The organism is Hyphobacterium sp., from assembly GCF_965229905.1.
Taxonomy (GTDB): Bacteria; Pseudomonadota; Alphaproteobacteria; order Caulobacterales; family Maricaulaceae; genus Hyphobacterium.
The window spans coordinates 1,266,948-1,282,911 of record NZ_OZ245930.1 but is presented as its reverse complement, the minus strand read 5'-3'; the positions used below and the strand labels follow the sequence as shown (position 1 = coordinate 1,282,911).

Annotated in this window: 11 protein-coding genes; 4 read left to right on the top strand and 7 right to left on the bottom strand. The window is 65.3% G+C overall.

Annotation, left to right across the window (positions count from 1 at the left end; translation table 11 throughout):
- Positions 1-35: 35 nt before the first annotated feature.
- From trxA to tsaE, 6 genes are all read right to left on the bottom strand, one after another.
- Positions 36-371 carry a thioredoxin TrxA gene (trxA, locus tag ACO08C_RS06440; protein ID WP_421788460.1) on the bottom strand — a complete coding sequence of 112 codons (336 nt, stop codon included), beginning with the start codon at positions 369-371 and terminating at the stop codon, positions 36-38.
- Between the two features lie 78 nt (positions 372-449).
- Entirely contained in the window at positions 450-4,013 is a 3,564-nt protein-coding gene (locus tag ACO08C_RS06435) for a UvrD-helicase domain-containing protein (protein WP_421788459.1), read from the bottom strand.
- Positions 4,006-7,023 carry a double-strand break repair protein AddB gene (gene addB, locus ACO08C_RS06430; RefSeq protein ID WP_421788458.1) on the bottom strand — a complete coding sequence of 1,006 codons (3,018 nt, stop codon included), beginning with the start codon at positions 7,021-7,023 and terminating at the stop codon, positions 4,006-4,008. The genes ACO08C_RS06435 and addB overlap by 8 nt, the downstream gene beginning before the upstream one ends.
- Complete coding sequence (locus tag ACO08C_RS06425; protein ID WP_421788457.1) at positions 7,020-7,730, bottom strand: nucleotidyltransferase family protein; 711 nt, start codon at positions 7,728-7,730, stop codon at positions 7,020-7,022. Before ACO08C_RS06425 ends, addB begins: the two co-directional genes overlap by 4 nt.
- Positions 7,727-8,821, bottom strand: coding sequence for an aminoglycoside phosphotransferase family protein (locus tag ACO08C_RS06420; RefSeq protein ID WP_421788456.1), 1,095 nt, complete (start codon positions 8,819-8,821; stop codon positions 7,727-7,729). The genes ACO08C_RS06425 and ACO08C_RS06420 overlap by 4 nt, the downstream gene beginning before the upstream one ends.
- The gene (tsaE, locus tag ACO08C_RS06415) at positions 8,814-9,269 is read right to left on the bottom strand and encodes a tRNA (adenosine(37)-N6)-threonylcarbamoyltransferase complex ATPase subunit type 1 TsaE (RefSeq protein WP_421788455.1); all 456 of its coding nucleotides are present in this window, start codon (positions 9,267-9,269) and stop codon (positions 8,814-8,816) included. Before tsaE ends, ACO08C_RS06420 begins: the two co-directional genes overlap by 8 nt.
- A gap of 99 nt (positions 9,270-9,368) precedes the next feature.
- Between tsaE and ACO08C_RS06410 the strand changes: the two genes are divergently transcribed.
- On the top strand, positions 9,369-9,689 hold the full coding sequence (locus tag ACO08C_RS06410; protein WP_421788454.1) for a 2Fe-2S iron-sulfur cluster-binding protein: 321 nt from the start codon (positions 9,369-9,371) through the stop codon (positions 9,687-9,689).
- Here the strand turns inward: ACO08C_RS06410 and ACO08C_RS06405 are convergent.
- Positions 9,686-12,184: an ATP-binding protein gene (locus ACO08C_RS06405; protein WP_421788453.1), complete on the bottom strand. Its 2,499-nt coding sequence runs from the start codon at positions 12,182-12,184 to the stop codon at positions 9,686-9,688. The two genes, ACO08C_RS06410 and ACO08C_RS06405, sit on opposite strands and share 4 nt — an antisense overlap.
- A 185-nt stretch (positions 12,185-12,369) precedes the next feature.
- Between ACO08C_RS06405 and ACO08C_RS06400 the strand changes: the two genes are divergently transcribed.
- The 3 genes from ACO08C_RS06400 (at position 12,370) to ACO08C_RS06390 (ending at position 15,737) form a co-directional block, all read left to right on the top strand.
- Positions 12,370-13,866, top strand: coding sequence for a CoA-acylating methylmalonate-semialdehyde dehydrogenase (locus ACO08C_RS06400; RefSeq protein WP_421788452.1), 1,497 nt, complete (start codon positions 12,370-12,372; stop codon positions 13,864-13,866).
- Positions 13,867-14,166: 300 nt separating this feature from the next.
- Positions 14,167-15,306: an iron-containing alcohol dehydrogenase gene (locus ACO08C_RS06395; protein ID WP_421788451.1), complete on the top strand. Its 1,140-nt coding sequence runs from the start codon at positions 14,167-14,169 to the stop codon at positions 15,304-15,306.
- On the top strand, positions 15,303-15,737 hold the full coding sequence (locus ACO08C_RS06390) for an acyl-CoA thioesterase (RefSeq protein ID WP_421788450.1): 435 nt from the start codon (positions 15,303-15,305) through the stop codon (positions 15,735-15,737). Before ACO08C_RS06395 ends, ACO08C_RS06390 begins: the two co-directional genes overlap by 4 nt.
- The last annotated feature ends 227 nt before the right edge of the window (positions 15,738-15,964 follow it).

Sequence of the window (15,964 nt, the reverse complement as noted above, 5' to 3'; positions counted from 1 at the left end):
GGCGGGCCCTTCTCAAATGACATTGGAAATCGAAACTAGGCCGCGGCCGACACCAGCGTTTCCTTGATCCATTCCTCGATCTTGCCCTTGGCCATGGCGCCGATCTTCGTCGAAGCGACATCGCCGCCCTGGAAGATCATCAGCGTGGGGATGCCGCGCACGCCGTACTTGCCCGGGGTCATCGGGTTTTCGTCGATATTGACCTTGGCGATCGTGATCTCGCCCGACATTTCATTGGCAAGCTCTTCGAGCGCCGGCCCGATCTGCTTACAGGGGCCGCACCATTCCGCCCAGAAGTCCACGAGGACGGGTTTGTCGGCTTTCAGAACGTCGTTTTCGAACGAGTCATCGCTGACCGCTATGGTCGACATCGCTACTCTCCTTCTTGTTGACCGATTCCGCGGGGCGAAATCCGGTTGGGCGTGACCTAGGAATTGCGGCGGTCAGCGTCAAGCTTTCACTCCCGAGGCGAGAGCATCCGCAAGAACGTCATCGGCCAGTTCCATCAGGCGCGGACCGTCTGTCCAAACCAGCGCACAGCGCACTTTCCGGTCCGGGTGTATGGCCTGCAGGACCGCCTGATACGCAGCCATCTGGGCCAGATAAAGGCGCGGGACGCCGCTGGCGTCGGCTGGGGGTGGCCGGTTGGTCTTGTAGTCAACGATCAGAACTTCGTGATCGGTCACCACAAGCCGGTCGACCTGGCCGTTAAGCACAATATCTTTGGGCAGGCCGGGCGCGGTCCCGGTCAACGACACCTCGGCAAGGCTGCCGGGGCCGAACAGTGCGGCAAAATCAGGGTGCGACAGCACCGCCAGGGTTTCCTGCGCGATCTCGCTGCGCGCCGCGTCATCGAGGTCCGATTGAGACGCCAGATAGGCTTCAGCAGCTGCAGCACGGCGAGGGTCAGGCAAGTCAGGTAGCGTTTCCAATAGCTTGTGGATTAACGCGCCGCGCCGGAAACGGCGTCCGCCATCGTCCGTCAGGGGCGAGTAAACCGGCCCTTCATCGCCTTCCACAAGATGGGAGGGCGCGACCGTGCGTGCGCGATATTCTTCCTCCGGCGCAAGCGTGCGTGCCCATTCGGGAACCTGAGTGTCCGCATCCGGGCGGGCGGCACCGCCCAGGGCCGGCGATGGTGAACCGAGGCGGCGCCCGGCCAGCGGCGCGCCGTCGGGATCGCACACCGGGCTTTCGATCTCTGTCCAATCCCCGCCCTGCCAGAGCGTGTCGAGACGTTCATACCAGCTGCGGCTCTCTATCCGCCCCTCGCCGGCGCCGCGCTTCCAGCCGCAAACCACGAGCCGCTGGCTGGCGCGGGTCAGCGCCACATACAGCAATCGGGCATGCTCGCCTTCGGCGCGCTTTTCGTCCGCCAGCTTCAGTCGATCGGACAGATCCGGCTGTATTTTTCCCGGCGGCGCCCAGGCCAGGCCCAGCCGGTCATCGGCATAAAGGCCGCGATCCGCGCGCAGCGCAGGCTTGGCGGTCGTATCCGGCAGGATTACGATCGGCGCTTCCAGTCCTTTCGACCCGTGCACCGTCATGACCCGGACCTCGCCGCGCCCATCATCCATCTCGCGCTTGATCTCGCCGGATCCGGCTTTCATTTCGGCGATAAAACCGGCCAGCGAGGCGGTCCGCGATTGATCGAACGCAATGGCGCGGGCGAGAAATTCCTCGACCGGATCGCGGGCCTCTTCGCCAAGCCGCGCAAAAAGGCGTTTCAGCCGGGTTTCGCCGGTCGGCGTCCGCTCATGCAGGAAGTCGGCGAAGAAGCCGTGCACGCCGGCGGTTTCGATTCGCTGCCGGGCGCGCCGGATCATCGCTTGGGCGTCCGCAAACGCGTCGTCCTGGCTGTCCATCAGCCGCGACCACAAGGCGCTTTCGCCGCGCCCGTGAGCCAGCGAAAACAGCTTTTCCTCGTCGATCGGCGGCGGCGCATCGGCGGGATCGAGGAAAGGCGATTTGAGGAGTTCGGCCAGCTTCAGATCGTCGAGCGGATTAAGCGCGACCTCAGCCAGGCAGATGAGGTCCTGAACGGCGAGCTCTTCGGTCAGGATCATGCGGTCGGCACCGGCGACCGGCACACCGCGCAGTTTGAGTTGCCGGATCAACTCCCGGAAAAAACCGCCGCGTTTGGCCACCAGCACCATGATGTCGCTGGGAAGGGCAGGCCGTAAATCTCGGTGGCCCTCGTCATGGACGCCATCACCGTCGGCCAGGATGCGCGCGATTTCGGTTGCGATTAGTCGCGCCAATCGGTGCGCGGCGCTGGCGGCACTCTCGCGGTCCACCGGCGCGGCGGGGTCCGGTTTCTCACCAGCGGGATCGCGCGGCACCGCGGGCCAAAGCTCGACGCAGCCTGGCCGGTCTTTCCAGGCAGGCCGATGCGGCTGGTAGCGCTCGAAGGCGTCCTGCGCCGGCGGATATGGCGCGGTGAGCGTTGCCGGATCGGCGGTGAACTTGGTTTCCGGCGCAGACGACAGCGCCTTTATCTCACCCAGAAGCCGTTCCGGTTCGAAAGCGGTATCGACAGCGTTGAGGATCACTGCCGAAGAGCGGAAAGAGACGGCCAGGGAGGGCTGCTGGAATACCAGGGCGGCATCGGCTGCGCCGCGCGCGATCCGTTCGCCCCAGGCCAGGAACTGTTTCGGTTCGGCCCCCTGGAAAGAATAGATCGACTGTTTCTCGTCGCCGACTGTGAACACGGTACGCGGCCGCTCGCGCGCGATCCCGTTGCCGGTGAAAAATTCGTCGACCAGAGCGCCGATGACTTGCCACTGCTCTGGTGCATTGTCCTGCGCTTCATCGACCAGAACATGATCGATTCCAGCGTCCAGCTTGTAGCGGACCCAATCGCGCGCGGAAGAGTCTTGCAGGAGCTTGACCGCGTAGGCGATGAGATCGGCATAATCGAGCCGACGGCGCGCCGCCAGACCGGTCTCATAGCGCGCGATATAGTCTGCCGCGACGGTCATGGCGGCCTCCGATGTCTCGGCCATGTCCGCGGCAGCAACCCGTGTGATGATCTCAGTCATGCGGGTGGCTTCGCCGGCCATGAGCTCCGCGACCGCCGGGTGATCCTTGGCCGTCTTCGCGCCGATGATGCGCGCCCGGAACTTTCCTTGCTGAGTGAGAAACGCTCCGCTGTAGGCGCCATAAGCCTCGTCCGGCGAGCGGGCCGCGAGCGCGGTGTCGATCGCTTGCGCCGTGTTCTGATCCGCCTGTATTCCGCCCGCAAGCGTCTCAGCCGCCGATCGCAGCGCTGCGTGCGGTGCGTCCGCCCAGGCGCTGTCGATCAGGCTGGCGACGGTTTCCTGTTCAGAGAGGCCAAGCTCGCGGCGCAGCGCGCTGCGCAAGACGGCCCCGCCTTCTGCGATCAGCAGATGCGCCAGTGCTAAACGCTTCGACGCCGCAGTACGCGTCACAAGCTCGAACGCATCGCTGCCGCGATTATGCAGCGTGGCCAAAGCAGTATGCAAACCGCTATTTCGGCCCGCTTCTAGCAACAGGCCACGCCTGGCCTCAGCGGCGATCGCGCGGGCTTCTCCATCATCCGCCACCTCGAAACCGGGCGCCAGGCCGGCTTCCAGCGGAAAGCGTTGCAAAAGCGACTGGCAGAAGGCGTGGATGGTCTGCACCGCCAGTCCGCCAGGCGTCTCCAGCGCGCGGGCAAAGAGCCGCCGTGCATCGGCCAGCGCGTCGCGCGAATACGAACCGCCTTCGTCATTGTGCAGTGCATTGAGCTTTTTCGTCAGCGCGGCATCATCGGCGATCGACCAGCTGCCCAGCGTGTCGAACAGGCGCGATTTCATCTCGCCCGCAGCGGCCCTGGTATAAGTCAGGCAGAGGATCTTGTCCGGCTTGGCGCCGTCGAGCAGCAGACGTGCCACGCGGTTGACCAGCACGCGTGTCTTACCGGAACCGGCATTGGCTTCGACATGGATCTGGTAATCCGGCTGCGCGGCGAGCGTCTGCTGCTCGGTGGCGTCCTTCACGGCATCAGCCATGCCCGCCTCCGTCACTGTCGTCAGCCGACGCCCATTCCGCACGGCGGCTCAATCGGTCGTAATCGCCGTAATCATTCTGAAACTGCGCAAAAAGCTGGGCGCGGTAGGGCGTCTCGGGGTCGGAATATCTCTCGACCAATTGGCGCAGCAGCGCTTCATACCGGCTGGCGAGCGCATCGGAGGACGCATCGTCCTTGGTCTCGTTATTGATCGTCCGGATCTCGCCCGGCTGACGTCCGCCGCTGATCTTCACATAGACCAGATCGCCGGGTTCCGCCGGATCGATCGCGGCGAACGCACCGTCCCGTAACATGGCGGCTTCCAGCGGCGTTTGCGGCTCGAAACCGGCCACCGTGGCAGCGGTAGTCGGCGTCGCACCGGTCTTGTAATCGAGAACATCGATACGGCCGTCCGGACGTGTGTCGAGCCGGTCGGCCTTGCCGCGCAGGATAAAGCCGGTGCCTGGCACCGCCCATTCCGCGGTCACTTCCAGACCCAGCGGCACGATGCCCGACGCCCTGCGCGCAGTCTCCCAGCCGATAAACCAGCGCGCGGCGCGCTCGAACCGGATCATCTCGGCCACCAGCTCGGCATCGTCCATGCCCGCTGTTACCGCTTCGGCCCGGCCCAGCGCCATCAATTCCTCAAGCGCCGTCGCCGACATGGGGCTCGATCCTGCCGCTTTCAGGAAGGCTTCCAGCGCAGCATGAATGGCCGTACCGCGCTCACGCGGCCGGGCATCCTGGTCGAGCGCATCCAGCACTTCGAGCCGCAGGATACGCCGGGCGTAGATCGCATAGGGATCGCGGATCCAGTTCCGGATTTCGGTGACCGACAGGCGGGTCGGCCGGGCTCCGGCGGGGGGCTTCGGCTGCGGTTCGGCAATCGGTTCGGGCTGCGGCGTATAATCAAGCAATCGGGAAAAGGCGAGAAAATCGGGCTCGGGCTTGAGCTGCTCGCGCGCGCCGTCATCGCCGAGCGCGCCGCGGGCCAGCGTCTTCAACCGCCAGAGCCAGCGCGATGCGACGGCAGGGGCCCCGTCCTGCCGCTGTGACCGGGTCAGAATGGCTTCCGGCGCGCATGCCAGCTGCGCGAAATCGTGCGCGGCGAGCCCGAGACGCTTCTCGCGCGGCGGCAGGCCGGCTTCGGCGCGCATGCCTCGCGACATCCAGGGATCGAGCCCCAGACCGGCCGGCCAGATGCCTTCATTGAGCCCGGCCAGGATGACCCGGTCGGCGGACAGCAGGCGCGCTTCGATCGGCCCGAGCAGACGCAGCCGGGGATGCACCGCCCCGCGTGGCCGCACCGGCCGGGCACGCGCCAGCGTGTCGAAAAGGTCCCGATAACCCGTCAGCGATACCGGCGGCAGGGTCTCGGATTCGGCGATCAACTCGCGCACCAGACCGGCCGCGGCTTCGCCATCCTCCCGGCGCCATAATCGCTCCGCGCCCGACTGCTGGTCATTGGCCGCAAGGGCTTCGGCAATCTCGGCATGACAGCGTGCCCAGTCGGCGACCGTCCGCTCATAGCCGGCCAGACGGCTCAGCGTCCCGGTGAGACGGGCTATAAGCGTCCGGTCGTCGGGCGTGTCGAGCCGCGACAGAACGGCCTCGAAAGAGCGGCCAGGGCGCGCGCCGCGCAGCGCGATATCGATCCGGTCGAGCCGCCGTTTCAGCTTCGGCCGGTCCTCGCCCAATGCGAACAGGGGCGAAGCCCATAGTGCCGCCAGAGGCTGCGCTGCGCCCGGATCGCCGGCGGCATCGAGGATCAGCCGAAGAAAACTGCCCGTCGGGGTCTGCGACAGTGCCCGGCCGGCGGAGTCATCAAGTGCCACGCCATAACCGCGCATGGCTGACAGGACGCGGTCAGCGATGCCGCGATCGGGCGTCACCACCATGGCCGTCTTGCCCGGCGTCTCCAGCGTTTCCCGCAAGGCCAGCGCGATGGCACGCGCCTCCATTTCCGGTGTCGCCGCCTCAATCAGTGAGAGACCCTTGAAACCGCTCTCGAGAAATCCTGCGCCGCGGCCTGTTTCCAAATCGTCGATCCGTTTCAGCCAGTCTCCGGTTTCCTCAGCTGGCCGGAGCGCCTCCGCAAGAATACGCTGGCGCGCAATGGCCGCACGGTCAGGCGCTTGTCCCGGCCAGTGTGCGACGTCGCGGCGATCGTGCCCGATCTTGTCGAGAAAGGCCTGCATGGCCTGTTGCGGATGTTGCGGATCGTCCTTCAGCGCTGCCCAGGCCTTGTCATCCATGTCCCTGTCGAGCCCGGGCAGCACTACGGCGCCTTCCGGCAGTTGTGCGATCGCTGCCATGAGATCCGCGGCGGCAGGAATCGAACCGGTCGAGCCCGCCGCGATCACCGGTCCCTGCGGCGGCGCCTCGCGCCACCGATCCGCCAATGCCGCGAGCAAAATCGAGCGCCGCTGGGTGGCATCGGTAAAGCCCAGCTCGGCGAGCCGCTGCGGCCAGTAGGTCAACACAATCGAGACGAAATCCGCGGATTCGCGCAAATGCTCCGGCAGGAGGGTACGAATCGTCTCGCCTAACGCTTTCACATCGCCGGTCTGCTCGGTTTCGAGATCATCGATCAGCGCGGCCAGTGGTCCGGCCAAGGCGATCGCGCCGGACGCCGACATCCGCCCGCCCTGCGCCTTGTCCTTTTCGAGGATCAGTCGCGCCAGTTCGAATGTGCGGCGGACAGGATTGATCGAAGCCGGGGCAATCCCTGCGAGTTCACCCGGTTCGAAAGGCGGATCGTCGGCATCGATATCGCCGATCGGCCGGATTAATGGCAGCAGCGTAGCGGCGCCGCCATCCTCCAACTGGGTGAACGCCGCCGCAAGAGCCCGCCCGGCGCGCCGCGTCGGCGTCAGCACGGTGACAGCCGCCAGCGATTCCGGCGTCTGCCCGAACTCGTCTTTCAGCGTGCGCGCCAGCAATTTGAGGAAATCCGCCTGCGGCGGTGTGGTGAAGACGCGCGGCGCCGGGGTCTCGAACAACCGGCTCATCCCAGCCGGCGCTCGGCCGCCTCGCGCGCTTCGGGATTGCCGACATGCATCCAGAAGGCCGACATCGCGTGGCCGTAGACCCGGCCGCGCGCCAGCAGATCGTTCCACACGACATTCAGCGAGAAGGGCTCTTCTCGATAGTTCTTCAATACGTGTGGATTGAGAATCTGCGTGCCCGCATAGACGAAGGGAGCGCTTTTTGCGGCACCGCGCCGCCCCACCTGCCCGTCAGCGTAAAGGAAAAAATCGCCCGCACCGTCATAGCCGAGTGTGTTTTCTTTCGGCGCCAGCAGCAGCAGGGCATCCATGCGGCTGGCATCGAAGGCCGCCATCAGCCGGTTGAGCTCGCGGCTTTCGCCCTCTGACCAGATCGCGTCGATATTGGAGACGACGACCGGCTCGTCGCCGAGCCATTCCCGCGCCTTCACAAGTCCGCCGCCGGTTTCCAGCACAAGGTCGCTTTCATCGGAAATGATGATGTCCGGCGCGCCGGCCCGCGCGGCGATATGCGTGCGCATCTGGTCGGCGAAATGATGGACATTGACCACGGCTGTCTCGATGCCGCTGGCGGCAAAACGGTCGAGAACATGGTCGAGCAACGCCTTGCCGCCCACTTCGACCAGCGCCTTCGGGCGTGAAAGCGTCAGGGGCCGCATGCGCGTGCCGAGCCCGGCCGCCAGCGCCATGCCTGTTTTGATCGATGTCATGTCCGCGCGAGATCTGTCAGTTCCGGAGCCAGATCATGGATCAGAGCCCGCACCTCCGAAAGGGCAGGGTGAGAGATATCTGTGAGAAAATGGCGCGCCACACGCGGCAATAGGCCGAGATATTTCGGTTTGCCATCGCGTACCGCCAGCCGCACGAAAATGCCCGTAATCTTGGCGTTGCGCTGGGCGCCAAGAACGGCATAAGCCGCGTCGAAGGCGTCATTGTCGCGGATATGCGCCGCGGCCATAAAGCGTGCCTTCATCTCGGCCTGGATGTCCGCCGGTACATCGCGGCGTGCGTCCTCAAGAAGCGAGACGAGATCATAGGCCGGGTGTGCGAACAGCGCGTCCTGGTAGTCGATCAGCCCGGTCCGCGCGGGCCCGGCCCGGTCTGGCAGCCATAGCAGGTTCTCGGCGTGATAATCGCGCAGCGCCAACCCGGAGGCTTCGGTTGAAAGCGCTTCGAACGCTCCGATCCAGGCCCGGTCCCAGTCGCGGCGCGCGGTCTCCGGCACGTCCCGGCCCAGATGGCGGGCAACAAACCAGTCGAGGAGCAAACCGGTCTCGGCCAGTAGCGCCGGTGCGTCGTAATCCATGACCTGCCACTGCCCGCCATGCGCAGCAAGCTCGGCGGGAAAGCTCGAGCGGTAGATCGCTGCCAGCGTGTCGACCGCATGGGCGTAGAGCGCGGTTTCGTCCGCACCGGCCGGGATCGCCCGCGCGAACAGGTCGTCGCCCAGATCCTCCAGCAGCAAGAGACCTGCAGACAGGTCGGCTGCGAGGATGCGGGGCGCTGAAAAACCGCGGGTGGTCAGCGCTTCGGTGAGACCCGCGAAGGCGGCGAGGTTCGGCCCGGCCAGGCGCGCAAGCGCATTATAGCCGAGCCTGGCGCGTTCCTGCGGGCTGGCCCCGGGCGGGCAGGCCGGGGCTTCGGCCTGCGCGGGCGCATTCATCAGAACCGCAGTCTCATCTTCGCGGAACAGCCGCCGATAGCTGCGCGTCGAGGCATCGCCGGGAAACGCCTGCTGGCGCGCTGCACCCCAACCCGCTTTGCGCAGAAAATCGCTGATCTCCGCTTCGCGTTCAGACATGATCCAGCCGGTCTCCCCAATCTCCCCTCGCGGCAATCTCCGCGATTCGTGTGCCGTCGTCCGCCTTGAGGTGAAGATCGATCCGCCGCTCCGGCGCATAGGCGCCCAGCCGGTCCGGCCATTCAATCAGGCAGATGGCATTGTCGAATGCCTCATCGAGTCCCAGCTCGGCCAGCTCGGCCTCATCTTCGATACGGTAGAGATCGGCATGCACCAGCCAGTCTCCGCTGCGCGTGTCGTAATGCTGCATCAGCGTGTAGGTCGGGCTCGGGACCTCCTCGACGTCGCACAGCGCCGAGATCAGTCCCCGCGCCAGCGTCGTCTTTCCCGCCCCGAGATCTCCGTGCAGCAGGACGATATCGCCCGGCGCAAGCACAGCGCCCAACCGCGCACCAAGCGCTTCGGTGGCGGCGGGATCGGGCAGCAGGATCGGATCGCGGCGCGGCATGGACACGGATTAGTGAAGCCAGCCGCGTGCGGCAAGCGTCCATGCCTTGACTTTCCGGGTCTTAGCCGCCAATTCGCCCTCGGTTCGCGGAGGAAGTCGATGGCCAAGATCACCTATATCGAGCACGACGGCACCAAGCACGAGATCGACGTCGCTGACGGGCTGACCGTCATGGAAGGCGCAATCCGTAACATGGTGCCGGGGATCGATGCCGATTGCGGTGGCGCCTGCGCCTGTGCGACCTGTCATGTCTATGTCGACGAAGCCTGGCTCTCGAAGACCGGCGAAAAGTCCGGCGTGGAAGAATCCATGCTCGATTTCGCCACCGATGTGGAACCGAATTCCCGCCTGTCCTGCCAGATCAAGGTTTCGCCCGAGCTCGACGGGCTGGTTGTGCGCATGCCGGAATATCAGGGCTAGCCGTCGGCCGCGGCTTTCTCGCCGTCCGGACGCAGCAATCCTGTCAGATCGAGATCCGGTGCAGCCTGCGTCTTGGCGATCGCCGGCAAATGGCAGACCACGGTCGTACCCTTCTTGGGCTCCGAGGCCAGATCGACCCAGCCGCCATGCATTTCGACGATTTCCTTGACCAGAGCGAGACCCAGCCCCGCGCCGCCGCGGCTGCCGCGCTCGAACCGCTCGAACACGGTCGCCTGACGATCCGGATCAATGCCCTCGCCGGTATCGGCTACCGCAATCGACGCCCCATCCTCGTCCATCTTGACGGTCAGCGTGATGCGACCGTCGCGGGGCGTATGCTTGAGCGCATTGGACAACATGTTGACGGTAATCTGGCGCAGCCGCTTGGCGTCGCCGGTGATGGTCGCGTCGCCCGACGGCGCGTTGATCGCCAGGCGCACACCGCCATGCTCGGCCTTTGAGGCCAGTAATTCGACCGCGTCCTGGACAACGTCCTTGAGATCGACCTCCGACGTTTCGAGCTCCAGCTGACCAGCGTCGATCGCTGCGACATCAAGGATGTCTGTGACCATTTTCTCAAGCTCGTCGGCGGCGCTGCGCACATAGCCCATATAGGTCGTCTGCTGCTCACCCAGCTCGCCGGCAATGCCCTGCAGGATCATGTCGGTATAACCGGTAATCGTGGTCAGCGGCGTGCGCAGCTGGTAGCTGACATGCTCGACGAACTCACCCTTGATCCGCTCCGACGCTTCCAGGGCTTCGGCTCGCTCGCGCAGCGCCTCCTCAATGCGCCGGCTGTCTGTGACATCCTGCCAGGCGATCAGCGTGGCACCGTCCGGCAGCGGGCGTGACAGCCAGACCAGCGTCTTGCCGTCCTCGCGCTCCATCTCGCCGGTGACGTGACGCCGCGCCTCGGGGCTCGGATCGGCGACCCGCGCCTTCATCTCGGTCCACACATCCGGATCGTCGAACAGGGCCGCGCATTTTTCGGCGACGATTTCCAGTTCTGGCCGGCCTTCCAGCTCCGCGGCATCCAGATTCCACAACCGCTCGAACTCTGTGTTGTGCAGGCGCAGCCGCCCGTCCGATCCGAACACGGCGACCGCCTCGTGCAGCTTGTCCAGCGTGGCCCGCTGGACATTGATCAGCGTGTTATAACGTGCCCGCAGGGCCAGCTCGTCCGTCTTGTCTTCGAATACCAGGAGCAGGCCGCCCAGCGGGTTGCGCTGGCGCGCCACGCGCAATGTCCGGCCATCGGGCAGATTCCACAGATCGTCCGGAATTTCCGCATCCGGCGCATCGTCATAGCGCGCCAGCTCGGCCTTTTTCCAGCCGGCATAATCGGCCTGTTCCGGGATTTGCCGCGCTTCCCGAAGGCGGTCGAGCATTTCGCCATGGCCGGGCCGTGCGTCCAGCATCTTGGCATCAAGCCCGAACAGATTGTCGAAAGAGGTATTGCGGAAGACCAGCTTCTGGCCGCGATCGAACACCGCGACCGCCTCGGCCAGCTGGTTCAGCGTATCGTCGAAGGCGCGGCGGAAGCGCTTCAGCGCGGTTTTCGCTTCCTCGCCATCGGTGACATCCAGCGCGAACCCGGCGGCTCCGCCCGAAATCGGGAAGCTGACGAGGTCGAGCGCCCGCCGCGAGCCATCGACCACGACTGGTTTCAGCGCTGAGACCGCTTCGCCCGACTTGGCCGCATCAAGGGCAAGCGTCTTGATCGCGGGTTCGAGCGCGATTTGCTGTTCCAGAACGATGGAGGGCGCTTCGGCTTCGACCGCCCGTGCATAGGCGCCGTTGGCCCAGATGATGCGGCCCGACGCATTGATCCGCCAGGCGGGGAAGGGCGCCCGCTCCAGCGTGTCGAGAATAGCAATCGGATCGGCTTCCAGCTGCCGCCGCGCTTCCTCGACCCGGCCGCGTGCTTCCGACTCGTCCAGCCCGCGGATCGTCGCGTCTGACAGCCAGACAACGAGCTGGCTGCCCGCGGCCCGTGCGTCGGCCTCAAGGAATCGTCCTTCCGGCCCGATAATGGTCAGCGAGAACGGCCGCCCGTCCGAAATTAGCTCGCCAAAGCGCCGGCGCAGCGTCGTGTCGTCACCCGCTGCCGACCGCGCTTCGTAGTCGGCAACGCCCTCCAGCAGCAGCGAGGCCGGATCCGGCCCGTCGCTGGCTTCGGCGAATTTCAACAGGCTGGCCAGCGCCGAGGGGGAGCCGAAAATCCGGGGTTTGCCCCAGCTGTCGAGCTTGCCGTCGGCAAGCTCCGGCGCATCATCCCAGACCAGCACCAGGCCCGGAAAAGCGCCGAACACGCCATCGGCCCGGGCAATCCTGTCTTCCAGCTCGCGCGAACGCCGGCGCCACAGGGCCTGCGCGGCCCGCGCACCGGCCGTCAGCCGGTAAGCCCAGGCTCCGGAGATGAGAGCGAAAAGGACGGCCGCCAGGGTGACGGAAATCGAGACGATTTGCGTTATGTCCGGTCCGGCGTCGGGCATGCCGGGTGTGTCCCCCATGGTGCAAAGGCGAGGCTGGGCTGACCGGCCTTGACGAATCACCACTCTAGCCGCTTCGCGAATCCGTGGGGAGGGGGTGAATACCTGACACGTCATTTGACCTTCCCCCCGCCCCGCGCGATATGAGCCGCCAAGAAATCACCGCCCAATTGGCGAGGGAGAACACGATGCGCGAGATCAATCATTTCATCGACGGCAAGAGCTTCACCGGTTCGACCGGCAAGTTTGGCGACGTCTACAATCCCAATACCGGTGAGGTGCAAGCGCGCGTCCAGTTTGCCGACGAGGGCGAGGTCGCCAAGGCGATCGAGGGCGCCAGGAAGGGCCAGCGCGCCTGGGCGGCGATGAACCCGCAGCGCCGCGCCCGCGTTCTGATGACCTTCAAGACGCTGGTCGAGAACGAGATGGACTCGCTCGCCGAGCTGCTCTCCTCCGAGCACGGCAAGGTCATTGCCGACGCCAAGGGTGACATCATCCGCGGCCTCGAAGTGATCGAGTTCGCCTGCGGCGTACCGCACCTCTTAAAGGGCGAGTACACGGAAAGCGCCGGCACCGGCATCGATGTTTATTCCATGCGCCAGCCGCTGGGCGTGGTCGCCGGCATCTCGCCGTTCAACTTCCCGGCCATGATCCCGATGTGGTTCATGGGCATGGCGATTTCGACCGGCAATGCGCTGGTGCTGAAACCCTCCGAGAAGGATCCGAGCGTCCCGGTGCGTCTCGCCGAGCTGTGGATGGAAGCCGGTCTGCCGGAAGGCGTGCTGCAAGTCGTGCACGGCGACAAGCAGGCGGTCGACGCGCTTCTGACCCATGACGATATCAAGGCGGTCTCCTTCGTCGGCTCGTCCGATATCGCGCATTACATCGCCAGGACCTGCACCGAGCATGGCAAGCGCTTCCAGGCGATGGGTGGGGCGAAAAACCATGGCATCATCATGCCGGACGCCGACATGGACCAGGTCGTCAACGACTTCCTCGGCGCGGCCTTCGGGTCCGCCGGCGAACGCTGCATGGCGCTGCCTGTCGCCGTCCCGGTCGGCCGCGACACGGCCGAGGAATTCGTCGGCCGCATGAAGGACGAGGCCGCCAAGCTGCGCGTCGGTGTCTCCACAGACCCGGATGCGCATTACGGCCCGGTCGTCTCCGCCGCGCACAAGCAGCGCGTCGAAGACTACATCACCATGGGTGAAAAAGAGGGCGCTGACCTCCTGCTCGACGGGCGTGGATTCTCGCTGCAGGGCCACGAAAACGGCTTCTTCATCGGCCCGACCCTGTTCGACAATGTGAAGCCCGGCATGCAGTCCTATGAGGAAGAGATTTTCGGCCCGGTGCTGCAGGTGGTGCGCGCGGAAAACCTCGACGAGGCGGCTCATTTGCCGAGCGATCACCAGTACGGCAATGGTGTCGCCATCTTCACCCGCAACGGGCTGGCGGCGCGCGAGTTTGCATCGAAGGTCCAGGTCGGCATGGTCGGTATCAATGTGCCGATCCCCGTGCCGGTCGCCTATCACAGCTTCGGCGGGTGGAAGCGTTCGGCGTTTACCGACACCAACCAGTACGGCACCGAGGGCATTCGCTTTTTCACCAAGATCAAGACGGTGACCCAGCGCTGGCCCACAGGCGACATTGGCGACCAGGCCTTCGTCATCCCGACAATGCAGTAACCCTCAATCGTCATCCCGGACAGGCGTCAGCCTGATCCGGGACCCATTCCGGAGCGGTAGCGACGCGGCATGGGTCCCGGGTTCTCGCCTGCGGCGCGCCCCGGAATGACGACCAGAACGATGCTGGCTTTCCCGGATTCCCGCCTCCCTCCGGCTTGACCGGAGGGCCTCCGCGACATCGAGATCCTCCGATTAAATCGGAGGAAGGCGGAGGTTGAAGGGCGGGGCTTGTGTTCACCGACCCGCGAGAGTGAGGGGTTGAGGCTTGCCACTTCCAGACTGCCGACTACTCTCGCGCCCATGCACGCTTTCTCCTTCCGCACGGTACCGCACATCGTCTTCGAGGCCGGCGCCTCGAAACGTTTGTCGACGCTCGCCGCACCGGTGTTGAAGGGCGCGAAACGCCTCTTCTTTGTCACCGACAAGGGCGTGCGCGCTGCCGGCCTGATTGACGCGGCGCTGGCCGCGCTGGAATCTGACGGGTTCGAGGTTTGCGTCTACGACGAGGTGGTCGCCGACCCGCCGGAGGCCGTGGTCCTCGACGCGGCCGACAAGGCACGGCAATTCGGCGCCGAAGCCATTATCGCATTTGGCGGCGGCTCGCCCATGGACACAGCGAAAGTGGTCTCGCTCCTCGCCGGCAGCGATCAGCCCCTGTCGGAAATGTACGGCGTGGAGCAGGTGCGTGTTTCCGGCCTGCCTTCGATCATGATCCCGACCACGGCCGGCACCGGCTCGGAGGTGACCAATGTCGCCGTCATCACCACCGGCGCAACGTCCAAGCGCGGCATCGCTGCCGGGGCGCTCTATGCCGACATGGCGATCCTCGATCCGGAACTGACGCTCGGCCTGCCGCGTCATGCCACGGCGGCGACCGGCATCGATGCCATGGTCCACGCCATCGAGGCTTTCACCAACAAGCGCTCGAAGAACCCGGTCTCCGACGCTCTGGCGCTGGCGGCGCTCAAGAAACTGCAGGGCGCGATCCTGACCGCCTGCGAGGAACCGTCGAATCTCGAAGCGCGCGGCGACATGCTGCTCGGCGCGATGCTGGCCGGCCAGGCTTTCTCGAATTCGCCGGTCGGTGCGGTGCATGCCATGGCCTATCCGCTGGGTGGGATTTTCCACGTGCCGCACGGCCTGTCGAATTCCGTCGTCCTGCCGCCCGTGTTGAAATTCAACGCGGTGGCGGCGGAATCCCTCTATGCCGAGATGGCGGCGCATATCGGCCTCGAGGCGTCATCCACCGCCCTGATCGACGAGATGGAACGGATCGCCGACGCCACCGGGATTGAGCGCCGCCTGTCGCAGCTCGGCATTTCGCACAATGACATTCCGCGCATGGCTGAGGATGTTGCCGCGAACGACCGCCTCCTGCCCAATAATCCGCGCGAGCTGACCTATGACGACATCGTTCGCCTCTATGAGGAGATCGTGTGAGCACGGCGCCGTCGACCCGCGCCGGCTATGCCGTCTTCCACGAGATCGCGACGCGCTGGCAGGATAATGATGTCTACGGTCATCTCAACAATGTCGTATATTACGAACTGCTCGACACGGTCGTGAACCGGCATCTGATCGAGCAGGGCGTGCTCGACCCGGCGAGCAGCGACCGCATCGGCCTCGTCGTCGAATCAGGTTGCAGGTATTTCGCCTCGCTTGCCTATCCCCAACCGGTCGAGATCGGACTGCGCGTGGCGCATGTCGGCAATTCGTCGGTGCGCTACGAGGTCGGCGCCTTCGCGAAAGGCGCGGACACGGCGGCCGCGGAAGCCTTTTTTGTCCACGTCTATGTCGACACGAAAACCCGCCGCCCGGTGCCAATGCGCGACGACTTCCGTGCCGTGGTGGAAGCGCTGCGGACAGGCTGAGTATCAGGCGCAAGTTTTCCTCCCCCGTTTACGGGGGAGGTGGCTTGAGCGAAGCGAAAGACGGAGGGGGCAGGCGCAAACAGCTAGGCCCCCCTCGTCGCTTCGCGACACTCCCCCCGTGAACGGGGGGAGAAAGACACTGCCCTCTTTGAGCCGCCCGCGGTCACTGGAAAATCTTCGGAGCCGCGCTACCCCCATCTTGCCAACCGCGTGGACCGCTGCCATCA